This window comes from Streptomyces sp. NPDC043726 (assembly GCF_056436565.1).
In genome coordinates, this window is sequence record NZ_JBWKCI010000002.1 from 1 (window position 1) to 21,384 (window position 21,384).

Genomic DNA, 21,384 nt, shown 5'->3' on the forward strand with positions numbered 1-21,384 from the left:
GGCGTCGCGAACATCAGCAGCATGATCGTGCCGTGCATCGTGAACGCCTGGTTGAACTGCTCGTTCGACATGATCTGCAGACCAGGCCGGGCCAGCTCGGCGCGCATGAACAGCGCCATGACGCCACCGACGCAGAAGAACGCGAACGAGGTGATCAGATAGAGCGTTCCGATCGTCTTGTGGTCGGTGGTCGTCAGCCACTTGATGCTGCTGACGTTTCGGTCTCTGTCGACTTGGTCTCTCACGACCCGCCTGTGTCCGCGCCCCGGGCCCACGTCACACTTCGGGGACGCGACAAGAATCACCGAGACCGGGTGTGACGATCCCGGGGGTGCCGGACACGAACGGGACATGAGCAACGACGAGATCTTCGCCGCTGCCTATCGCGAGCACTACTGGGCGGTCAGCCGCTATGTCGCGCGGCGCCTCGACGGGCGCACGGACGACGTCGAGGAAGTGGTGGCGGAGGTGTTCACGGTGGCCTGGCGGCGCCGTGCCGACCTGCCCGCGACCCCGCTGCCCTGGTTGTACGGCGTGGCACGCAACTGCCTGGCGAACGCGGTACGCGGCCAGGGCCGCAGACGGCGACTGGTGCGCCGGATGGGCAACGACGACGCGGCCCACGGCCGGCACGTGGAGGACGGCCCCGACGCGGAGGCCCCCGGCGCCTGGGTGCACGACGCCCTCGCCCGGCTCTCCCCGGCCGACCAGGAGGTGCTGCGGCTGACGGCCTGGGAGGAACTCGGCATCGACGAAGTGGCCCTCGCCCTCGGCTGCGGCACCCGCGCCGCGGCCATGCGCCTGCACCGGGCCCGGCGCCGGCTCAGAGCCGAGATCGACCGCATCGGCCCCACGACCCCCGCCAAGGAGCACGGCCATGGCTGACGAACTCGACCTCCTCCGCGGCGCCAACCCGGTCCCGACCGACGGCCCCCACTTCGGCGACGGACCCTTGGACCACACCGCCGAACGCCACCTGAACCGGCTGCTGAACGACCGGACCTCCCGCCGGCCCCGCCTGCGCTGGGCATTGACGGCCACGGCCCTGGTCGCCGCGCTCGTGTCGGCGCTGCTGTTCTCCGACCGGACCACCACCCCCGCCCTCGCCGCACCCCGCCCGCTCGTGGTGCGGGCCGACGCCACGCCCGTAACCCTGCGGACCCTGGCCGACAGGGGGCAGGCGGCGGCGGCCGACGGTGCGCCGAAGCTCCGCAAGGGCACCCACGTACGGTCGTGGAGCCTCGGGATGAGCGAGGACGAGCCGCCGGTCACGCTCCCCGAGGAACGTCTCGTGCGGTGGCGGGCCGACGGCAGCCACACGGAACTCGTCGTGGCGACCGACCCCACGCACCCCGGCCGGCCGGTGCTGACCGACGACGGGGAACTCGTCGACGACGGCCACGTCCTCAGCAGGCGGACGTACCCGCCCAGTTGGAGCGACGCCCCGCCCCAGTCGGGGCCGCCCGCCGACCCCGCGCGCCTGCGTGCCTACCTCCAGGAGGCCACGTACAGCGGAAGCCGGCTGGACACCGGCCAACTCCTCGACGCCGTCGGGGTGCTGCTCGACACCTGGACGCTCGGCGCCCGGGAGTCGGCCGCGCTCACCCGGCTGCTGGCGGACGCCGAGGGGCTCAGGCCGGTGGGCCGGGTGACGGACCGGCTCGGACGGGTCGGACAGGCGTACGTGCACGACGGTTCCGGCATCCGCCGGATGCTGATCCTGGACCCGGCCACCGGCGCCGTCCTGGGACTCGAGAGCACCTTCGCCGCGGCGGAGCCCGAGTACGGCGTCAGGGCCGGTGACGTGATGTCGTACCGCGCCTGGACGCGCTGATCACACCCCGAGCTGCCGGGCGGCCGCGGTCACCGTCTGCTCCAGCAGGACGGCGATCGTCATCGGACCCACCCCGCCCGGCACCGGCGTGATCAGCGAGGCTCGCTCGACGGCGGAGTCGAAGTCGACGTCGCCGACGTTCCCCGCGTTGTACCCGGCGTCGACGACGACCGCGCCGGGCTTGATGTCCTGACCCCGGATCAGCCGGGGCCGCCCCACGGCGGCGACCACGATGTCCGCCTCCCGGACCGCCGCCGACAGGTCCGCCGTACGGGAGTGGCAGTAGGTCACCGTCGCGTCGCGGGCGAGCAGCAGCATGCCGGCCGGCTTGCCCAGGATCGCGCTGCGGCCGACGACCACCGCGCGCTTGCCGGAGGGATCGACGTCGTAGGCGTCCAGCAGCCGCATGATGCCGCCGGGCGTGCAGGACACGAAGCCCGGCAGTCCGAAGCTCATCGTGGCGAAGGAGGCGAAGGTGACGCCGTCCACGTCCTTCTCCGGCGCTATCGCCTCGAACGCGGCCCGCTCGTCGATGTGCGCGCCCATCGGGTGCTGGAGCAGGATGCCGTGCACCCCGGGGTCGTCCGACAGCTTCCGCAGCTCGGCGACGAGTTCCTCGGTGGTGGTGGCCGCGGGCAGCGCCACGTGCCGGGACTCGATGCCGGCCTTGCGGCAGCGGTTCTGCTTCATCCGGACGTAGGTGACCGACGCCGGGTCCTCGCCGACCAGAACCGTCGCCAGACAGGGCGTGGTGCCGGTGCGCTCGGTGAGCTGGGCCGCTCGCTCGGCGGTCTCCTCGACGATCGTGCGGGCGAGGGACGTGCCGTCCATGAGCCGTGCCTGAGACATGATCCACTCCTGGGCTTGTTCCGGTTCGCCCAGGCGCACGGCATCGACTCTGCGTAGGCCGCTCCCCGGTGGTGCTCCACCTCAGCGCCAGTCACGGCCCGCCCCCACCCTAACGGACTCCTTTACTCGTCCCAGGCCTGGATCATCGTCTGCTCGACGATCTTGCCGTCCTTCACGGACGCCATCGACTCGGCGAGCACCCGTACCCCGTCGGAGTACCGACAGGACTCGCTGAAGGCGACGGTGTCGCCCTCGACGACGCAGCGCTCCAGCTTGTGGGTCATGTCGCGGCTGTAGACGTCCTCCAGCAACTCGCTGATCTCGTCACGGCCGTGCAGGACCCGGGGACTGCTGGGCTGGGTGTTGCGGTCCACGACGCGCAGTTCGGCGTCGTCCGCGTAGAGCGACAGGAGCGTCGTCGCCGTGTCTCCCTCGATGCCCCGGCGCAGGGCTTCGGTGTCGAAGCCGGGGCGTGCCGCGCTGCCCATGGTTGCCTCCTCGAAGGCCCGCGGCCTCGGGGGAGCGTGCCGCGACGGCCTCACCTACGAGGCTCCTCCGCCCCGGCAGCCTCGGCAAGCGCAGCGGGGGCGACCACGGGGGCCGGGCCGGGCGGCCGTCGCTCGCGGTCGGGGGGCTGGGGTGGGTTCCCGGTCGGGGCCGCGGCCTCGGGGCGGCCTCGCGGGTGCGGGCGCGCTGGTCTGCGGGCGGGGCGAGCGTGGTGGGCCGGTCCGCCTCACGGGTGAGCCGTGGTCGGCGGCCGTGTCCGGCGGGGGCCCGTCGGCGTTGCTCCGAACATGATCTCAACTCGACGTATCGTCGCCGCCGTCGGTCTGGCCGTCTCGGCCACCGGCCTCGCCGCGCCGCTGGCGAGCGCGGCCGAGGCGGAGGCCGCCCCCGGCGCGAACCTCAGCCCGATCCGCATGCTCGACTCACTGACCGTGAGCGACATCCCGGAGCAGCACAAGGCGGCCATGCCGCGGCCTTCGGCGCAGCTGAACGAGCTCAACCGGGTGCACGAGCTGAACCAGCTGCACCAGGTCACCGACCTGGCCGCCCCCGTCACCGGTCTGCTCCCCGGCATCGAGTACTGACCCGCCGTACCCCGCCCCGAAGGGCCGCCCGGACCGCCGGGCGGCCCTTCGGGGTTTCCGGGAGGGTGGAGGCATGCGGCAGCCTCCGGACCGGTCCGTGCGCTGGCGGCCCGGCTTCCCCGTGGACGCGCGGCTGACCCTGTCGAGCCTGCGCCGCGGCTCCCGCGACCCCACGCACCGGGTCGAACCCGACGGCACCGTCTGGCGCGTCGCGCGCACCGCCTCCGGGGCGGTCACCTACCGCATCCGCCAGTACCGCCTGGACGACCTCGGCGTCGACGTCTGGGGACCCGGCGCGGCCGAACTCGCCGACTCCGTGCGCCGTGAACTCGGCGAGGGCGACCGGCCCGAACTGTTCCGGCCCGCTCACCCCGTGCTGCGCGGGGCCGTACACCGCCTGCCCGGCCTACGGATCCCCTGCACCGGGCGGTTGTTCGAGGCCCTCGTGCCCGCGGTCCTCGAACAGCGCGTCGTCGGCCTGGACGCCGCCGCCTCCTTCGCCCGCCTGGTCCGGAAGTACGGGGAGCCGCCGCCCGGCCCCGCGCCCGACGGCATGCGCGTGCCCCCGCCCCCGGAGATCTGGCGCACCGTACCCAGTTGGGAGTGGCGCCGGGCGGGCGTGGACCTGCACCGCTCCGCCACCGTCGTCGAGGCCGCCCGCCACGCCGTACGGCTCGACCGCTGCGCCGGCGATCCCGAACGGGCGTACGACGTGCTGGCGAAGCTGCCCGGCGTCGGCGTCTGGACCGCCGCCCAGGTCGGCCACCGGGCCCTGGGTGACGCGGACGCGCTGCCCCTGGGCGACTACCACCTCGGCACGCTCACGGGCGTGGCGCTCCTGGGGCGGCCGCTGGCGGAGGACGAGATCGAGGCGTTCTACGAGCCGTTGCGCCCGCATCGCTACCGCGTCGTCCGCCTGCTCGAACTCGGCCCGGGAGCCGCCCCGCGCCACGGACCCCGGGCGCCCCGCGCGGGACCGTTCCACTAGCGCGTGTCACCCCTGCCCACCAGCGCGTGTCACCCCTGTCGACCGCACACACGTCTGATACGGATCGACAGCCGACCCCCGCACCCCCCCCGCAAGGAGCACGCCATGGCCGAGCCCACCTACGCCGTCACCGGCGCCTCCGGCCGCCTGGGCGGACGTATCGCCCGCCGACTGGCCGCCGCCGGAATCCCGCAGACCCTCCTGGTCCGCAACCCGTCCCGAGCCCCCGAACTGCCCGGTGCCACCGCCGTACCCGGCGTCTACGACGACCACGACGCCGTCGTCCGCGCCCTGCGCCCCACCGACCGCGTCCTGATGGTCTCCGCCTCGGAGACCCCCGACCGCGTCGAACACCACCGCGCCTTCATCGACGCCGCCGTCGCGGCCGGGGTCGCGCACCTGGTGTACATCTCCTTCTACGGCGCCGCCCCCGACGCGACCTTCACCCTGGCCCGCGACCACTGGCACACCGAAGAGCATCTGCGCGCCAGCGGCCTGCCGTTCACCTTCCTGCGGGACAACCTGTACGCCGACTTCATGCCCGCCCTCGTCGGTGAGGACGGCGTCATCCGCGGCCCCGCGGGCGCCGGGCGGGCCGCCGTGGTCGCCCAGGACGACATCGCCGACGCGGCCGTCGCGGTCCTGCGCGACCCCGCCGCGCACGCCGGACGCGCCTACGAACTGACCGGCCCCGAGGCGCTCGGTTTCAGCGACATCGCGGCCACCGTCGCCGCCGTCACCGGACGCGCCGTCTCGTACGTCCCGGAGACGGTCGAGGAGGCCTACGCCTCCCGCGAGGGCTACGGCGCGCCCGACTGGCAGCTCGACGCCTGGGTCTCCACCTACACCGCCGTCGCCGACGGCTCCCTGGCCGGGGTGACCGGCGCGATCGAGGAGCTGACCGGCCACCCCGCCACCTCGCTGGAGCAGGTGCTGAGGGCCTGAACCGCTTTCCGCGTCGCCTGCCGTTTCCGATCAGTGACGCGTAGGGTCGGGGAGACGGACATCGCCCTAGGAAGAGGGGTCAGCACCATGGCGCAGCAGGTACGCGGCGTGATCGCACCGGGCAAGGACCAACCGGTCCGGGTGGAGACGATCGTCGTGCCCGATCCGGGGCCGGGCGAGGCCGTCGTCCGCGTCCAGGCCTGCGGTGTCTGCCACACCGATCTGCACTACAAACAGGGCGGGATCAACGACGACTTCCCGTTCCTGCTCGGCCACGAGGCCGCCGGGGTCGTCGAGTCGGTCGGCGACGGCGTCACCGATGTCGCGCCCGGCGACTTCGTGATCCTCAACTGGCGTGCGGTGTGCGGGCAGTGCCGTGCCTGTCTGCGGGGGCGGCCCTGGTACTGCTTCGACACCCACAACGCGAAGCAGAAGATGACCTTGCTGGACGGCACCGAGTTGTCGCCCGCCCTCGGCATCGGCGCCTTCGCGGAGAAGACGCTGGTCGCGGCCGGGCAGTGCACCAAGGTCGACCCGGCCGTCTCCGCGCAGGTCGCCGGGTTGCTGGGATGCGGGGTGATGGCCGGTATCGGCGCGGCGATCAACACCGGGAACGTGGGCCGGGGCGACACGGTCGCGGTCATCGGCTGCGGCGGCGTCGGTGACGCGGCGGTGGCCGGCTCCAGGCTGGCGGGCGCCGCGAAGATCATCGCTGTCGACATCGACGACCGCAAGCTGGACAAGGCCCGCGCCATGGGTGCCACGCATACCGTGAACTCCCGTACGACGGACGCCGTCGAGGCGATCCGCGAGCTGACGGGCGGCTTCGGGGCGGACGTCGTCATCGAGGCGGTCGGCCGCCCGGAGACGTACGAACAGGCCTTCTACGCGCGCGACTTGGCCGGGACAGTGGTCCTGGTCGGCGTCCCGACCCCGGAGATGAAGCTTGAACTGCCGCTGCTGGACGTCTTCGGCCGCGGCGGCGCGCTCAAGTCGTCCTGGTACGGGGACTGTCTGCCCTCCCGCGACTTCCCGATGCTGATCGACCTGCATCTGCAGGGCCGCCTGGACCTGGAGGCGTTCGTGACCGAGACGATCGCGCTGGACGAGGTGGAGAAGGCGTTCGAGCGGATGCACGAGGGTGACGTGCTGCGTTCGGTGGTGGTGCTGTGATGGCCGCGCGCATCGAACGACTCGTGACCTCGGGGCAGTTCAGCCTCGACGGCGGTACGTGGGACGTCGACAACAACGTGTGGCTCGTCGGTGACGACCACGAGGTCGTCGTCATCGACGCCGCCCACGACGCGGACGCCATCGCCGAGGCCGTCGGCGACCGCCGGCTGACGGCGATCGTGTGCACGCACGCCCACAACGACCACATCGACGCCGCGCCCGCCCTCGCCGAGCGCACCGGCGCCACCATCTGGCTGCACCCCGACGACCTCGCGCTGTGGAAGCAGACCCACCCCGACCGCGACCCGGACGCCCACCTCCTGGACGGCCAGGTCATCGAGGCCGCCGGCGCCGACCTCAGGGTCCTGCACACCCCCGGCCACGCGCCGGGCGCGGTCTGCCTCTACGACCCGGGCCTGGGCGCCGTCTTCACCGGCGACACCCTCTTCAAGGGCGGCCCCGGCGCCACCGGCCGCTCCTTCTCCCACTTCCCGACGATCATCGACTCCATCCGGGACCGCCTGCTCACCCTCCCACCCGAGACGAAGGTCCTCACGGGCCACGGCGAGGCCACGACCATCGGCGCGGAGGCCCCCCACCTGGAGGAGTGGATCGCCAGGGGCCACTGAACGGCCCCGCCGCCCGGCCTGGTTCAGCGCGTCCGGGTCGTCTCCGGGGAAGCAGCCAACGACGTGGTCCATGAACCAACCCCCGGCATCCCCCACCCGACCCAAATCCCGACAGAAGATGTCCGGCTTACCCGAGAAGGTGGTACCAGAAAAGCCACCCACGAAAGGCCGCACATGTCGTCACAGCCCCTGAAGGACAAGGTCGCCCTCGTCGCCGGAGCGACCCGCGGAGCCGGGCGCGGGATCGCCGTGGAGCTCGGCGCGGCCGGTGCCACCGTCTACGTCACCGGCCGCACCACCCGCGAGCGCCGCTCCGAGTACGACCGCCCGGAGACCATCGAGGACACCGCCGAGCTCGTCACGGAGGCGGGCGGCCTGGGGATCGCCGTACCCACCGACCACCTGGAACCCGACCAGGTGCGCGCGCTGGTCGACCGTATCGCCGACGAGAAGGGCCGTCTCGACGTGCTCGTCAACGACGTCTGGGGCGGCGAGAAGCTCTTCGGCTGGGACACCCCCGTCTGGGAGCACGACCTGGACAACGGGCTGAGGCTGCTGCGCCTCGGCGTCGAGACGCACGCGATCACCAGCCACTACGCCCTGCCCCTGCTCCTGCGGAACCCGGGTGGGCTGGTCGTGGAGATGACCGACGGCACGGACGACTACAACCGCACCCGCTACCGGGCCTCCTTCTTCTACGACCTCGTCAAGGCGTCCGTCCTGCGCATGGCCTTCTCCCTCGGCCACGAGCTCGGCCCGCGCGGGGCGACCGCCCTCGCCCTCACCCCGGGCTGGCTGCGCTCGGAGATGATGCTGGACACGTACGGGGTGCGCGAGGACAACTGGCGCGACGCCCTCGACAAGGTCCCGCACTTCGCGATCTCGGAGACCCCGCGCTACGTCGGCCGTGCCGTCGCCGCCCTGGCCGCCGACCCCGACGTGGCCCGCTTCAACGGCGGCTCCCTGTCCAGCGGCGCCCTGGCCCAGGAGTACGGCTTCACCGACCTCGACGGCAGCCGCCCGGACGCCTGGCGGTATCTGGTCGAGGTCCAGGACGCGGGCAAGCCCGCCGACACCACCGGCTACCGCTGATCGGGCACCGGTTGCGACACCGGCAGTCGCCAGCGCGCCGAGTGGCCGGGCGGCAGGCCCAGGTCCTTGCGCACGGCCGTGTAGTAGCCCTCACGCCCGGCGCGCTGCTGCGCCAGGAGCGCCTGCCAGGCCTCCGGGTCGGGCCGGCCCTCCCGTATGAACCGCTCCATCTCCATCACCGTCACGACCCAGGCCCGTGCCTTGTCCACCACCTCGACGCTGCCCAGCATGAGCAGCGCCTCGCCCGAGGGGTCGCGTCCGTCGTTCGCCTCGGCCAGCAGCGGTTTGGCCTCTTCGAGGGAGAGCGGGTCCGGGTGCGTGCCGCTGCCCTGCTCGGCGGCGACCCGGTACGCCACGGTGACCGTCTTCTTCACCGACCGCGCGTAATCGGAGTACACCGAGAGCCGCCGTTCCTCCCACCGCGCCGCCTCCTCCCGCCGGAACCGGGCCTGGTCGCTGCGGACGAGCGCGAGATAGGAGCCGAGTGCGCCGATCACGACGCCCAGCAGGGCCGGGAGTTGCTGGAGGAACGCAGACATGGGTGCACGGTATCTGCCGAGTTGATCTCGACGGCAGTACCGTGCTGCCCCATGACGGACACAACACGCTTCGAGGGGTACGGCGTTCTCGTCACCGGCGCGGCCCGCGGCATCGGCGCGGCCACGGCCCGCAGGTTCGCCGCGGAGGGCGCGCGGGTGCTGGTGACGGACGTGGACGAGGAGGCGGCGGCCCGCACGGCGGCAGCGCTGCGGGATCAGGGGCTCGCCGCGGAGCCGTACGTCTGTGACGTGGGGGACCGCGCCTCCGTCGAGTCGGCCGTGGCCCGCGCCGTGGCGGCCTTCGGGTCGCTCGACGTCCTGGTGAACAACGCCTACGGCTGCACCCCCGACCAGCCCCTCTTCGAGGACGAGGCCGACGACGTATGGGCCCGTGACCTGGACCTCACCCTGACCGGCGCCTACCGCTGCTGCCGCGCCGCCCTGCCCCACCTGGTGGCCACCGGGCGGGGCGCGATCGTCTCCATCGGTTCGGTCAACGGTATCCAGAGCTTCGGCAACCATGCCTACAGCGCCGCCAAGGCGGGCCTCGCCTCGCTGACCCGGACCCTCGCCGGGCACGCGGCACCCCGAGGGGTCCGCGTCAACCTGGTCGCCCCCGGCACGGTACGCACCACGGCATGGGCGGGCCGGGAAGCACAACTGGAAGCGTTTCGCCAGGTGTACCCCCTGGGCCGGGTCGGGGAACCGGAGGACATCGCGGCCGCGGTCGCCTTCCTCGCCTCCCGCGACGCCTCCTGGATCACGGGCACGACCCTCGTCGTGGACGGCGGTCTCACGGAGATCAACACCGGTTTCGGGCTCATGCGGGACTGACCGGCCGGGCTGCGAGGACGGCCCGAAGTTCTCTGTTTCGTCACAGCCCGGTCAGCTCTACAACCTCTCTCCCCGCATGTCCGTCTAGCAGGCAGAGATCCGGACACATGGGAAAAGGGAAGGGCCGACCATGGGGGACATACGCAGACGAGGAGCCGTCATCCTCGGCATCACCGCGCTGACGGCGCCGCTGACCGTCGCACTCGGGGCCGCGCCGGCGCAGGCCGCGAGCTGTACGACGCAGACCGGGCCGTATCAGGCGAAGGTGGAGAAATTCCTCGGTCTGCCGGTCGACGGGAAGCAGTCCAGCGCCGACTGCAAGGCCATCCAGGCCTTCCAGACCAAGCACGGGATCACCCCGAACGCCGGCTACGCCGGTCCCGTGACCTGGGGCGTCATGGACCTCATGAACAAGCAGAAGGCCGTCGGCAACAAGCCCAACAAGGACGGCAAGTGCCCGGTCAACAAGGGCCGGATCGCCTGTGTGAACCTCACGCTCCAGCTCAGCTGGATCCAGGACGGCGACCGGCTCGTCTACGGCCCGGTCCCGGTGCGCACCGGCCGTAACGGCTACGAGACCCGTACCGGCCTGAAGAAGATCTACTGGCGCAACATCGACCACGTCTCGACCATCTACGACGTGCCCATGCCCTACGCCCAGTTCTTCGACGGCGGTCAGGCCTTCCACTCGGTCGGCGTCAGCATGTGGAACCCGCCGGGCTCGCACGGCTGCGTCAACATGACCAAGACGACCGCGAAGAAGTACTGGTCCCTGCTGAAGAAGGGCGACGACGTCTTCGTGTACGGCCGCAAGCCGGGCACCTGAGTCAGGGCAGGCACCCGGCTCGCGGAGCCGCCTCACGCCTGAGGCGCGTCCCCGAAGTCCGGGATGTCCAGCCGTGCCCCGCCCTGCCGTGCGGACTCGTGGGCGATGATGCCCGGCAGGGTGTAGCGGGCGGCCACCCAGGCGTTCACGGACGGCAGGGTGCGGGTGGTGACCGCGGTCACGAAGTCGTCCACCAGGAAGTGGTGGCTGCCCTCGTGGCCGTTGGGGAGGTGGTCGAACACCCGCGGCAGGCGTGCGCGGTCGTGCACCGGTGCCGAGCCCGAGGTGAAGGCGGCGCGCAGTTCCGGTGCGATGTGCTGGAGCGACGGGTCGTCGGGGGACAGGGTGGACTTGGGCTCCAGCAGTTCGCTGATGTCCTTCACGCCGTTCTTGTCCTGCCAGAACGCGACCGTGGCGAGCTGCTCCATGCTCGCCTGGGTCCCGAAGAAGCGGAAACGCGACTCCCGGATGTGGGAGGGATAGCCGACCCGCCGGAATTCGTTCGTACGGAACGATCCGCCGCCCGCCACCTCGAACAGCGCGGTGGCGTTGGACACGTCGTTGCCGAACTGGCTGACGGACTTGTCGAAGACCCCGTCGCCCCGGTCGTCCACCACCCCGATCGCCGACACGCTGACGGCGTGCGTCTGCCAGGCGCCGAGCACTCCGCCCACCGCGTGCGTGGGGTACAGCAGCGGGGGATAGGAGGCCGTCGCCTTCCAGTTCTCGCCGCCGCTGTACTGGTACGCCTCGTAGAACCCCAGGTCCATGTCGTGGACGTAGTCGCCCTCGGCGTAGAAGAGCCGTCCGAAGGCGCCCTCGGCGATCTGGTTGCGGGCGTGCACGGTCGCCGGGTTGTACTGGCTGGTCTCGCCCATCATGTACGTCAGTCCGGTCGCCCTGACCGCGTCGATGATCGCGGCGATCTCCTCCGTGGTGATCGCCATGGGGACGGCGGAGTAGACGTGCTTGCCGGCGTTCAGGCCCTGGAGCACGAGCGGGCCGTGGGTCCAGCGCTGGGTGAAGATCGCGACGGCGTCGACCGACTCCGACTCCAGCATGGCCTGGTAGGAGGGGAACGTGCCCGACAGCCCTTCGGCGGCCGCCAGTCGTCCGGCGCGCTCCGGCAGCAGATCGGTGACGTAGACGTCGCCGACGCCGGGGTGGGCCAGGAACAGCTTGGCGAAACTGCCGGAGAACTGCCCGGCGCCGACGATGCCGAGGGAGAACGTCATTTCAGTGAGTGCCTTTCACTGGCCGAGGATGAAGTTGATCTGGTCGTTGGTCTTGGTCAGTCCGCTCACCGGGGCGTCATTGGCGAAGACGTCCTGCATCGCGGGGCGGATCAGCGCGTAGACGTCCGCCGCGTAGTCGGTGACCGGGAAGGAGAAGGTCGAGGAGTGCCGGTCGTCGGTGACCGGTTCGGTGAACGCGGACACGTCGATGCCCTTCTTCTCGTACGCGGCCACGGCGGCCCGCGTGCCGTCCGGGGTCGCGGGGAAGACGATGCCGTAGCCGCCCACGGTCTTCTGGCACTCGTTCGAGGCCAGGTACTTGACCCACTTCTTGGCGCCGGCCTTGTTGCGGGCGTTCTTGGTGACGGAGTCGGCGAGGCCGTTCATCATGGTGGCCCGTTTGCCGGTCGGTCCGATGGGGGTCACGGCGGTGCCGACGTCGAGGCCCTTGGTGCCGTAGTAGGTGGAGATCATCCAGGCGCCGTCGAAGGAGGTCGCCGCCTTGCCGGAGGCGAGCTGGGCGTTGGCCGGGTTGGCGCCGTCGGTGTAGTCGGTGAAGGGGGCGAGATAGCCCTTCCTCGCCAGGCCGAAGTACCAGTCGATCACCGACTGGAAGGTCTTGTCGCCGTACCGGTACTCGGTGCCCCAGCGCGCCTTGTTCGTGTAGTGCCAGCCCGCCGAGGAGACGAACGGGCTCCAGGTGGTCTGCCCGTCGCCGTCGCCGGCGCCGCCGGTGGCCAGGCCGTACACCTTGACGTTGTTCCTGTCGAAGCCCGGTTCGTCGCCGCGCTTGCCGTTCTCGTCGACGGTGAGGTGGGCGATGGCCTTCTCGAAGGTGCCGCCGTCCTCGGGGTTCCAGTCGAGGCTGCCCAGCTGTTCGGCGGTGAGTCCGGCCTCCTTGGTCATCTTCTCGTTGTAGAAGAGGGCGACGGTGTCCCAGTCCTTCGGGGCGCCGTAGCGACGGCCGTCCTGGCCGGTCCAGTTGGCGGCCAGGCCCTCCTGGTAGGCGGAGTCGTCGATGCCGAGGTCGTCGAGTGGTTCGAGCACCTGCAGATCGGCGAACTGGCCGAACTTCTGGATGTGGTCGGTGAAGACGTCCGGCTCGGTGCCCGCGATGAAGCTCGCGGTGAGCTTGGTCCAGTAGTCGGCCCAGCCCAGCTGGGTGATCTTCACCTTCAGACCCGGGTTCTGCTTCTCGAAGCCCTTGGCGCAGGCCTGGTAGGCGGGCAGTTGGTTCGCGTCCCAGAGCCAGTACGTCACGGTGTTCGCGCCCGATCCGGCCGCGCCGCCCTGTGCGCACCCGGACACCAGGGACAGGGCCAGTGCTCCGGTCAGCGCCACGACAGTACGAATTCGCATCCCTGTCCCCTTACTTGATGCCCGTGAAGCTGATGGTGCTGACGATGCGGCGCGCGAAGACCCCGAAGAGCAGCAGCATCGGGAGCGCGGCGATGAGGGTGGCCGCCATCAGACCCGACCAGTCGTAGCCGGTCTGCGGGGTCTGCGCCCGGAAGATCGCGAGCGCCACGGTGAGCACCCGCGAGGAGTCGCTGTAGGACACCATCAGCGGCCAGAAGTAGTCGTTCCAGGCGGTGATGTAGGTCAGGACGCCGAGGGTGATGACCGGGGTGGACACCATCGGCAGCATGACCCGGAAGAAGATCCGGACCTTGCCGGCCCCGTCGAGCAGGGCGGCCTCCTCGACCTCGCGGGGGATGTTCATGAAGAACTGGCGCAGGAAGAACACCGCGAAGGGGGTCATGAACATCGTCGGCAGGGCGACGCCGAGCAGGGAGTCGACGAGGCCGAGTTCCTTGATGAGCACGAAGTTGGGCAGCAGCGTGAAGATGGTCGGCACCATCAGCCCGGCGAGGAACAGCGCGAAGACCTTGTCCCGGCCGCGCCAGCGCAGCCGGGCGAAGGCGTAGGCGGCCATGGCGGAGAAGAAGATCTGGCAGACGGTGATCAGGGTGGAGACGATGACCGAATTGATCAGGTAGCGCCAGAACTTGAGGCCGCCGCCCGCGCCGCCCTGCGCGATGGCCTCCTCGGTGGACTGCAGGCCCAGGGCCCGTTCGAAGCCGCCGGTGGTGAGGTCGACGGGGAGCGGGTCGCCGGGATGGGCGGCGAGGGCGTTGTTGGAGGACAGCGCGGTGCGCAGGATCCAGTAGAACGGCAGCAGGGTGATCAGTACGATCGCGGCCATCGCCGCCCAGGCCAGGACCCGGCCGGGGGAGAGCCCGCGGCGCCGGGTGAGCCGTACCTTCGTGGTGGTCGCCGTCACGGCGGTCATGTCGGATCGCTCCCTTCCGTCAGCCGAGGTCGCTCTGGCCGGCCCGGGTGAGCCGGTACTGCAGGAATGTGATGGCGCTGAGCACGACGAGCAGGGCCACGGACATCGCGGAGGCGTAGCCGAACTGGAAGCGTCCGAACGCGGCGCCGTAGATGTAGTACTGGAGCACGTTGGTGGCGTTCGCGGGTCCGCCCGCGGTCGTCACGGCGACCGTGTCGAACACCTGGAAGGAACCGATCACCGTCATGATCAGTACGACCGCGAGGACCGGCCTGAGCAACGGCATGGTGATCCGCCAGAACATGCGCCACTCGCTCGCGCCGTCCACCTTCGCCGCCTCGTACATGTCGTTCGGGATCGCCTGGAGCCCCGCGAACAACAGCAGTGCGGTGTAGCCGACATGACGCCACACATTGATCAGGGCGATCGTGGGGATCGCCCAGGTCTCGTCGGCGAGGAAGGGGATCCGGTCGGCGCCGACCGCGGCGACGATCTCGTTGCCGATGCCGAGCTGGGTGTCCAGCAGCCACAGCCAGACGATGCCGGCGACGACGTTGGACATCAGATACGGCGTCAGGACGATCCCGCGCAGCACCGCCGACTGCGTCAGCCGTTGCAGCAGGACGGCGATGGCGAGCGCGGCGACCGTCTGGACGCCGATGTTGATGACCACGTACTCGACGGTGACCCACAACGAGTCCCAGAAGATGGGGTCGTTGACCATCCGGACGTAGTTGTCCAGGCCCACCCACTCGGCGGGGGTGAGCAGATTGAAGCGGGTGAAGCTGAGGTAGACGCCGCGCAGCGTGGGCCAGAGCAGGAAGACCACGAAGCCCAGCAGGGCCGGCGCCAGGAAGACGGCGGCGAGCCGCCCGTCACCCCCCGTCTCCCGGGCTGTCGCCCGGTCCGCTCTCGGCCGGGTCCGTGCCTCCTTCGCGTCGCCCAGGGGCAGACGCGACGGAGGGCTGCTGGAGGCGATGGTCATCGGGAGACTCCCTCGTCCGCGGCGGCTCATCCTCGGCCACTTACTTTTGAGGCGAAAGAATCGAGCCGTCAAGGGGTGGGAGAACATCTTTTCCAGGCCGCAAGCCTGGCCGTACAGTGACCTTGTTGTTTTCGTTTCGAAAAAATAGTCTCAGGGTTCCGACCGACGAGAGGGCTTGAACGCCATGACCGCAGCCGTCGCCGACTGGCATCCACTGAGCGCGGGGGAGCGCTCGGTGGCGATCGAGGTGCTCGTCGGCGGCCCGCTGTCGCGCACCGAGATCGCCCGGCGCCTGCATCTCTCGCCCGGCAGCCTCACCCGGCTGACCAAGCCGCTGATCGAGTCCGGTCTGCTCGTCGAGGTCCCCGAGGCGGGCACCCCGGCCGGGGTACGCCAGGGCCGCCCCTCGCAGCCCCTCGACGTGGTCGCCGACTCCCGCTCCTTCATCGGCTACAAGATCACCGCGGACATGGTCTACGGCGTCGTCACCACCCTCAGGAGCGAGATCGTCACCCGCCTCGACCGCCCGCTCGCCACGCACGACCCGGCCGGGGTCGCCGATCTGCTGGCGGAGATGACCGCGGAGCTCACCCGCGACTTCCCCCGCCTGGCGGGGATCGGCATCGGCGTCGGCGGTCTCGTCCAGGGCCGCGCGGTCGTCGCCGAGTCCCCCTTCCTGGGCTGGCGTGACGTCCCGCTGGCCGCCCTCGTCGAGGAGCGCACCCACCTGCCCGTCGTCGTCGAGAACGACGTCGCCGCCCTCACCGAGGCCGAGACCTGGTTCGGCTCGGGGCGGGGCCTGGACCGCTTCGTCGTGCTCACCATCGGCGCGGGCCTCGGCTACTCACTGGTCCTCGGGGGCCGGCGGGTGCCCTGCGAGGAGGAGGACCGCGGCTTCGGGCGGCACTGGATCATCGATCCGCACGGTCCGCTCACCCCGGACGGCGCCCGCGGCAGCGCCGTGTCGATGCTCACCATCCCCAACATCCGCTACCAGGTGCAGGCCGGCACCGGCCGGGACCGGACCTACGAGGAGATCCTCCGGCTCGCCGCGGCCGGGGACCCGCTGCCCGCCCGGGTGGTCGACGAGGCCGCCCGCGCCCTGGGGATCCTCGTCGCGCAGATCGCCAACTTCGTCATGCCGCAGCGGATCCTGCTCGCCGGTGAGGGGGTCGGCCTGATGGACGTCGCGGGGGAGCGCGTGACGGAGGTCATCCGTGAGCACCGTCACCCGCTCGCCGCCCCCCTCGACCTGGAGACCCGGATGTCCGACTTCCACGACTGGGCGCGCGGCGCCGCGGTCCTGGCCATTCAGGTCCTGGTGCTGGGCGCCGCCGAAGCCTGAACCGGGGTGCGGGGATTGACGTATGGCCATGATCGGACGTGATCAGCAACACTGTCTGGTATGTCTGTATTGAGTGTCCTTACTCACGGCGCCTTCACCTCCATGGCCGTATGCTTCACAGCATGTCCACCAGTGTTGAACCCGTTTCCGATCGATCGGCTGACGAGGTCAACGAGGAGATCCGGGCCCTGTGGCGCCGGGCGGGCGGGACACTGAGCGTCGAGGAGCGCGAGGAGTACCAGCGACTGGTCATGGAGTGGGCCACGGCGGCCCCCCACCCGGTGAACGCGGCCTGAAGCTCCCCGAGGACCGACCGCCGAGCCTCGAAGACCCCGACGGGCACCCTGATATGACGGGTGCCCTTTCTCCTTCTTCCTCCGTCATCCCCAAGTGGCCGAGTAGTACCGCTGATACGCCTTGCGGTCCTGCTCGGAGCGGATGAACCGGGTCGCCACCAGGGCGACCAGCGACCCCGCGACGATCAGCAGCCCCGGCCCCACGTTCCGCGGATCCGCCAGCCGGGACAGCAGCTGCGATCCCTCGACCCCGCCGCCGACCGGCGCCGACGAGCCCGGCGTGGCGGCGCCCGGCGCGATCGCGTTCTGCGTGGCCGACGGCTGCGGCGAGGGCGCCGCGCTCTGCCCGCCCTGGGGAGCAGCCGCGATCAACCGGACCCCCACCTCGGCCATGGCCTTCGTCACCGGCTGGAAGAACGTCGTACCGCCCGTGGCGCAGTCACCACTGCCGCCCGAGGTCAGCCCCAGCGCGATGCCCTCCGAGAACAACGGTCCGCCGCTGTCCCCGGGTTCCGCGCACACGTTCGTCTCGATCAGCCCGGTCACCGTGCCCTCGGGATAGTTCACCGTCGCGTTCAGTGCCGTCACCGTGCCGTCCCGCAGCCCGCTGGTGCTGCCGCTGCGGAACACCCGCTGCCCGACCGACGGATCACCCGCGCCGGTGATCCGCACGCCCTGTCCGTCCCCGATCGCCACCACGTCGGCGCCCGCACCCGCGTCCCCGCTCGCGTACCGCACCAGCGAGAAGTCACCGCCGGGGAAGCTCTGCTCGACGGTGCTGCCGACCTGCTCCCGGGCCTGGGAGTCGGTGAACCAGACCGAGCCGTTCGGCCCGCAGTGCCCGGCGGTGAGGATGAAGTCGCGCTGCCCGTCGGTCACGTTGAACCCGGCCGAGCAGCGCCCGGCCGTCGACAGGATCGGCAGCGCGCCGTTGAGCCGGGTGGTGAAGGTGCCCTCGGAGCGTTCCATCCGTACGAAGGTGCCGATCCCGCCCGCCACCCGCGTCAGCCGCGACCAGTCGGCGGCCGAGACCGTGCTGTCGCCCCGGACCACCACCTCGTTGGACCGGTAGTCCATCGCCCAGGCGGTCCCCGGCACGCGGGGCGCGGCCTTCAGGGTGGACGTGGCCGACTTCAGCTCGTTCATGCTGTGCGAGACCAGCTTCGGCCGCCCGCCCGCCCGGCGGACCTCGGCGGCGGCCTCCTCGTCGGTCACCGCGACGACCGGCCGCCCGTCGGCGCCGACCCAGCTGCCCGCCGTACGGGAGGTGCCGAGCCGTTCCACCATGGCGGCGCCCGTGTCCACGGCCGACCGCACCGACGCCTCCGGCACGGTGTCCGCCGGCTCGCTCGCGACGGCGCGCGTCACCATCGCCGAGCCCAGCAGCAGTCCGCCGACGGCCGCCAGCCGTGTCACTCGCCGGACGATCCGTCGTCGTGCGTGCCTCATGCCTGGCTCCCGAACCCCGGTTCCAACACGGCGGGGCCCTCCCGGAGTCGAGCGCCCGCACTTCATACGTGGCCGGGCGCCGGTGCGTTCACCGCTTGCGGCCCACCCCGCCGTACAGCGCGACCTCCGCGGGAAGGGGGCCCTGCGGGCGCCAGCGCGAGCAGGACACCACGCCCGGATCGAGGAGTTCGAGCCCGTCGAAGAAGCGGGCGACGGCCTCGGGGGAGCGCTGGGTGAGCCGGGGCGTGCCGTGCTCGTTCCAGAACCGCACCGCCTGGTCCACGTCCGGCATCTCCGGACGGGTCACCGTGTGCGACAGCACGAGATGGCTGCCCGGCGGCAGACCGTCCAGCAGCCGGCGGACGATGCCGTACGGGTTCTCCTCGTCGCCGAGGAAGATGACCACCGAGAGCAGCAGCAGGCCCACCGGACGGCTGAAGTCCAAGGTGGCGGCGGCGCGTTCCAGGATGGCCTCCGGGTTGCGCAGGTCCTCGTCGAGATGGTCGGTGCGGCCCTCGGGGGAGCTGGTGAGCAGGGCCCGGGCGTGGACCAGGACCAGCGGGTCGTTGTCGACGTAGACGATCCGGGCGTCCGGGGCCAGCCGCTGGGCGACCTCGTGCGTGTTGTCCGCGGTGGGCAGCCCCGTGCCGATGTCCAGGAACTGGCGGATTCCGGCCTCGACGACGAGGTGCCGCACCGCCCGGCCCAGGAACTGGCGGTCCGCCCGCGCGTAGTCGCCGATGGCCGGGTGCAGTTCCCGGATCCGGTCACCGGCGACCCGGTCCACCTCGTAGTAGTCGCCGCCGCCCAGCCAGTAGTTCCAGATCCGGGCCGTGTGCGGCTGGAGGGTGTTGATGCGGGTGCGCAGCGACGCGCTGCGCTCGTGCGCGGCCGGCGGGTTCTCCCTCACGGGACGGCTCCTGCGATGGCTGGATCGACATGTGTCAACCGGCAATCTAGACGGCCGAGTTGATGTTTGCCGAGGGTGCGGCACAACTCGTCTCACCGGGACCGATCCGGGCCCAGCTGCCCTCGTCGCCCCACACCGACGCCGGATCCACGTACGGACGCAGCAGCGCGGTCAGGCCGGGATCCGCGCTGCCGTGGAGTTCGTCGGAGGCGATCTTGCGGGCGATCCCGGCGAGGAAGTCGGCGAGCTGGACCCGCGGGTCCTCCCGCGCGGCCACCAGACGCACCCCGGCCAGGCGGATTCCGGCCAGGCGCGCCCGCTCCTCGATCCAGTCGATCCGTTCGGGTGTCAGCATGTTCTGCCGGTCGTGCACGAGTTGTACGGTCGCCCCGCCCGCGCTCCAGTACGCGGCCGTGGCGACGATGGCCGGCAGCAGGGGGTTGAGCGGGGGGATCAATGGCGGCGGGCCGGCCGGCAGCCCCGCCCGGTACGCGTCCGCGCGGGACCGGGCCGCCATGAGCAGCTCCAGCGTCTCGGCGACCTCACCACGCGCCGGCGTCGTCGTCGACAGCGCGAGGAAGAAGGCGTCGACCGGCTCCTCGGCCTCGGCCTCGTGGCGCACCCGCAGCAGCTGATTGGCGGCCTGGAGGAACTCCCGCCACCGCTCGTCCCCGAAGAGCTCCGGCCCGCGCCGGTACAGCGCCACGGCCCGCGTCCGGTCCTCCAGCAGCAGCTCCAGCGCCCGGTCCACCACGAAGAACGCCTTCTCCGTCAGATGCACCCGGGCCGTGCCGTGGATCGGCCCCGAGGGCGCGAGCAGCCACTCCAGCACCGCCCGGTGCTTCTCCCGCAGCAGATGGGTCGCCTTGTACTCCGAGGCGGGGGAGCGGATCCGGTCCCGGATCTCCTGCACGTACGCGGCGGCCACCGGCACCGGCAGCCGCACACCGGCGTGCGCGAACACGTCCGTGTTGCCGCCGGTGAGGTTCTCCCCGTCCGAGCCGGACTCGTCGCAGCCCACCTCGACCAGCCGGCCGGCCGCCGCCGGTACGTCGTCCCCGCCGTTGCCCGTCACCGCGCAGCCCCCTGTCGTGTGCCCCGGGTCCAGCATCCCCCACCGGCGGCCCGCGGGGCTCCTGCCTAGACTTCCGCCCATGGACGACACGCCGCTCGAGCGGCTCGGCTCCGGCCAGTACCTGCTGATCACCAGCTACCGGAAGAACGGCACCCCGGTGCCCACCCCGGTGTGGGTGGTGCGCGACGGAGACACCCTCGGTGTGTGGACCGTCGCCGACTCCTGGAAGGTCAAGCGCATCAGGAACCGCGCCGACGTCCTCGTGGGCCCCTGCGACCTGCGCGGCAGGCCCACCGGCGACCAGGTCCCGGCCACCGCGGAGATCACCGACGCGGCGACGGTCGCCCGCTACCGGAAGCTGATCACCCGCAAGTACGGCATCGTCGGCCGCCTCACCCTGCTCGGCAGCCGCGTCCGGCGGGGGACGAAGGGCACGGTCGGGATCCGCGTGACGCTCACGCCGTAGGGGGTCGTCGCAGAGGTCGTACGGCTGTCCTGAACTCCCTCACGTCCAGGCGCGGTAGGGCTCATCGACCAGCTGGAACACGGGCTCGCCCCGGACCGGGTCCGTGGCCTGCGAGAGCCGCACCCGGTCCCCGCTGTGGATGCCGATCGGCGGACCCATCACCCGGCCGCGCACCACGAACCCCTCGGCCATCTCGATCAGCGACACATTGCGCGCGGCCGGGGTGTTGCGGTGCACCACCGTGGAGTGCCGGACCGTGCCGACGCCCTCGCTGCGCTCCGTGCGCAGGTCGCTGCCCTGGCAGACCGGACACAGCAGCCGGTGGTACATCGCGGTGCCGCACCACGTGCAGCGCTGGAAGTGCATGGCGTCCGTGTCCAGGGCCGCACCGGTGGCCTCCAGAACGCCGACCGCGGAGCCGACGGTCGGACGAGCAACGCTTCCTGAGGGGTGGTACACGCTGGTCAACTCCCTGCGCTCGGCCGGAATCCCACGTGCGCGGGACGGCCGCGCACGCACGTGCCCGGTCG

Annotated in this window: 24 protein-coding genes, 1 pseudogene and 1 riboswitch; of the genes and pseudogenes, 13 read left to right on the forward strand and 12 right to left on the reverse strand. The window is 71.4% G+C overall.

All coding sequences use genetic code 11. The annotated features are described in order from the left end of the window. Positions 1-206, reverse strand: a pseudogene (locus AC068Z_RS04715) (cbb3-type cytochrome c oxidase subunit I); the annotation flags it as partial. A 145-nt stretch (positions 207-351) separates the two neighbouring features. On the opposite strand from AC068Z_RS04715, the gene AC068Z_RS04720 reads away from it, so the two are divergent. Continuing rightward, positions 352-885, forward strand: coding sequence for an RNA polymerase sigma factor (locus AC068Z_RS04720; RefSeq protein WP_478552299.1), 534 nt, complete (start codon positions 352-354; stop codon positions 883-885). Next, positions 878-1,834 (forward strand): CU044_5270 family protein, encoded by a 957-nt coding sequence (locus AC068Z_RS04725; protein ID WP_478552301.1) that lies wholly within the window; start codon positions 878-880, stop codon positions 1,832-1,834. Before AC068Z_RS04720 ends, AC068Z_RS04725 begins: the two co-directional genes overlap by 8 nt. On the opposite strand, the gene AC068Z_RS04730 is transcribed toward AC068Z_RS04725, so the two are convergent. Both AC068Z_RS04730 and AC068Z_RS04735 read right to left on the reverse strand, forming a co-directional pair. Beyond that, positions 1,835-2,683: a bifunctional 5,10-methylenetetrahydrofolate dehydrogenase/5,10-methenyltetrahydrofolate cyclohydrolase gene (locus AC068Z_RS04730; protein ID WP_478552303.1), complete on the reverse strand. Its 849-nt coding sequence runs from the start codon at positions 2,681-2,683 to the stop codon at positions 1,835-1,837. It lies immediately after the preceding gene. A gap of 20 nt (positions 2,684-2,703) precedes the next feature. Continuing rightward, a riboswitch (ZMP/ZTP riboswitch) is annotated at positions 2,704-2,788 on the reverse strand. Positions 2,789-2,805: 17 nt separating this feature from the next. After that, a complete protein-coding gene (locus AC068Z_RS04735; protein WP_478552305.1) occupies positions 2,806-3,171 on the reverse strand; it encodes a nuclear transport factor 2 family protein in 366 nt (121 codons plus the stop codon). Between the two features lie 306 nt (positions 3,172-3,477). Between AC068Z_RS04735 and AC068Z_RS04740 the strand changes: the two genes are divergently transcribed. The 6 genes from AC068Z_RS04740 to AC068Z_RS04765 all read left to right on the forward strand — a co-directional run bounded on the left by AC068Z_RS04740 (position 3,478) and on the right by AC068Z_RS04765 (position 8,601). Then, positions 3,478-3,774 (forward strand): hypothetical protein, encoded by a 297-nt coding sequence (locus AC068Z_RS04740; RefSeq protein WP_478552307.1) that lies wholly within the window; start codon positions 3,478-3,480, stop codon positions 3,772-3,774. Between the two features lie 73 nt (positions 3,775-3,847). Further along, positions 3,848-4,762 (forward strand): DNA-3-methyladenine glycosylase family protein, encoded by a 915-nt coding sequence (locus tag AC068Z_RS04745; RefSeq protein ID WP_478552309.1) that lies wholly within the window; start codon positions 3,848-3,850, stop codon positions 4,760-4,762. A 105-nt stretch (positions 4,763-4,867) separates the two neighbouring features. Continuing rightward, positions 4,868-5,707, forward strand: a complete 840-nt coding sequence (locus tag AC068Z_RS04750) for an SDR family oxidoreductase (RefSeq protein WP_478552311.1) — start codon at positions 4,868-4,870, stop codon at positions 5,705-5,707. A gap of 87 nt (positions 5,708-5,794) precedes the next feature. Beyond that, positions 5,795-6,880, forward strand: coding sequence for an S-(hydroxymethyl)mycothiol dehydrogenase (locus tag AC068Z_RS04755; protein WP_478552313.1), 1,086 nt, complete (start codon positions 5,795-5,797; stop codon positions 6,878-6,880). Then, entirely contained in the window at positions 6,880-7,509 is a 630-nt protein-coding gene (locus tag AC068Z_RS04760) for an MBL fold metallo-hydrolase (RefSeq protein ID WP_478552315.1), read from the forward strand. Before AC068Z_RS04755 ends, AC068Z_RS04760 begins: the two co-directional genes overlap by 1 nt. 174 nt (positions 7,510-7,683) lie before the next feature. Further along, entirely contained in the window at positions 7,684-8,601 is a 918-nt protein-coding gene (locus tag AC068Z_RS04765; protein WP_478552317.1) for an SDR family oxidoreductase, read from the forward strand. Here the strand turns inward: AC068Z_RS04765 and AC068Z_RS04770 are convergent. Then, complete coding sequence (locus AC068Z_RS04770; RefSeq protein ID WP_478552319.1) at positions 8,592-9,140, reverse strand: hypothetical protein; 549 nt, start codon at positions 9,138-9,140, stop codon at positions 8,592-8,594. The genes AC068Z_RS04765 and AC068Z_RS04770 overlap by 10 nt on opposite strands. A 51-nt stretch (positions 9,141-9,191) precedes the next feature. Here AC068Z_RS04770 and AC068Z_RS04775 point away from each other — a divergent pair, with 51 nt between their 5' ends. Together AC068Z_RS04775 and AC068Z_RS04780 are read left to right on the forward strand one after the other, a co-directional pair. Beyond that, positions 9,192-9,974: an SDR family NAD(P)-dependent oxidoreductase gene (locus tag AC068Z_RS04775; protein WP_478552321.1), complete on the forward strand. Its 783-nt coding sequence runs from the start codon at positions 9,192-9,194 to the stop codon at positions 9,972-9,974. A gap of 130 nt (positions 9,975-10,104) precedes the next feature. Continuing rightward, entirely contained in the window at positions 10,105-10,800 is a 696-nt protein-coding gene (locus tag AC068Z_RS04780) for a L,D-transpeptidase family protein (protein WP_478552323.1), read from the forward strand. A gap of 32 nt (positions 10,801-10,832) precedes the next feature. Here AC068Z_RS04780 and AC068Z_RS04785 read toward each other — a convergent pair whose 3' ends face one another. From AC068Z_RS04785 to AC068Z_RS04800, 4 genes are read right to left on the reverse strand one after another with little or no spacing between them, the layout of a single operon-like run. Then, on the reverse strand, positions 10,833-12,035 hold the full coding sequence (locus AC068Z_RS04785) for a Gfo/Idh/MocA family protein (RefSeq protein ID WP_478552325.1): 1,203 nt from the start codon (positions 12,033-12,035) through the stop codon (positions 10,833-10,835). A gap of 15 nt (positions 12,036-12,050) precedes the next feature. After that, on the reverse strand, positions 12,051-13,394 hold the full coding sequence (locus tag AC068Z_RS04790) for an ABC transporter substrate-binding protein (protein ID WP_478552327.1): 1,344 nt from the start codon (positions 13,392-13,394) through the stop codon (positions 12,051-12,053). A gap of 10 nt (positions 13,395-13,404) precedes the next feature. Then, on the reverse strand, positions 13,405-14,328 hold the full coding sequence (locus AC068Z_RS04795; RefSeq protein WP_478552329.1) for a carbohydrate ABC transporter permease: 924 nt from the start codon (positions 14,326-14,328) through the stop codon (positions 13,405-13,407). 19 nt (positions 14,329-14,347) lie between these two features. Beyond that, positions 14,348-15,313 carry a carbohydrate ABC transporter permease gene (locus AC068Z_RS04800; protein ID WP_478552331.1) on the reverse strand — a complete coding sequence of 322 codons (966 nt, stop codon included), beginning with the start codon at positions 15,311-15,313 and terminating at the stop codon, positions 14,348-14,350. Positions 15,314-15,497: 184 nt separating this feature from the next. Between AC068Z_RS04800 and AC068Z_RS04805 the strand changes: the two genes are divergently transcribed. Further along, a complete protein-coding gene (locus AC068Z_RS04805; protein WP_478552333.1) occupies positions 15,498-16,658 on the forward strand; it encodes an ROK family protein in 1,161 nt (386 codons plus the stop codon). A gap of 110 nt (positions 16,659-16,768) precedes the next feature. Continuing rightward, positions 16,769-16,954 carry a hypothetical protein gene (locus tag AC068Z_RS04810; RefSeq protein ID WP_478552335.1) on the forward strand — a complete coding sequence of 62 codons (186 nt, stop codon included), beginning with the start codon at positions 16,769-16,771 and terminating at the stop codon, positions 16,952-16,954. Between the two features lie 84 nt (positions 16,955-17,038). Here the strand turns inward: AC068Z_RS04810 and AC068Z_RS04815 are convergent, their stop codons facing one another. From AC068Z_RS04815 to AC068Z_RS04825, 3 genes are all read right to left on the reverse strand, one after another. Further along, positions 17,039-18,403 carry a S1 family peptidase gene (locus AC068Z_RS04815; RefSeq protein WP_478552337.1) on the reverse strand — a complete coding sequence of 455 codons (1,365 nt, stop codon included), beginning with the start codon at positions 18,401-18,403 and terminating at the stop codon, positions 17,039-17,041. An 88-nt stretch (positions 18,404-18,491) separates the two neighbouring features. Then, positions 18,492-19,313: an SAM-dependent methyltransferase gene (locus AC068Z_RS04820; protein ID WP_478552339.1), complete on the reverse strand. Its 822-nt coding sequence runs from the start codon at positions 19,311-19,313 to the stop codon at positions 18,492-18,494. 46 nt (positions 19,314-19,359) lie between these two features. Continuing rightward, a complete protein-coding gene (locus AC068Z_RS04825) occupies positions 19,360-20,388 on the reverse strand; it encodes a hypothetical protein (protein ID WP_478552340.1) in 1,029 nt (342 codons plus the stop codon). A 79-nt stretch (positions 20,389-20,467) separates the two neighbouring features. Between AC068Z_RS04825 and AC068Z_RS04830 the strand changes: the two genes are divergently transcribed. After that, positions 20,468-20,854, forward strand: coding sequence for a PPOX class F420-dependent oxidoreductase (locus AC068Z_RS04830; protein WP_478552341.1), 387 nt, complete (start codon positions 20,468-20,470; stop codon positions 20,852-20,854). 39 nt (positions 20,855-20,893) lie between these two features. Here AC068Z_RS04830 and AC068Z_RS04835 read toward each other — a convergent pair whose 3' ends face one another. Beyond that, the gene (locus AC068Z_RS04835; protein ID WP_478552342.1) at positions 20,894-21,313 is read right to left on the reverse strand and encodes a Zn-ribbon domain-containing OB-fold protein; all 420 of its coding nucleotides are present in this window, start codon (positions 21,311-21,313) and stop codon (positions 20,894-20,896) included. Positions 21,314-21,384 lie beyond the last annotated feature (71 nt).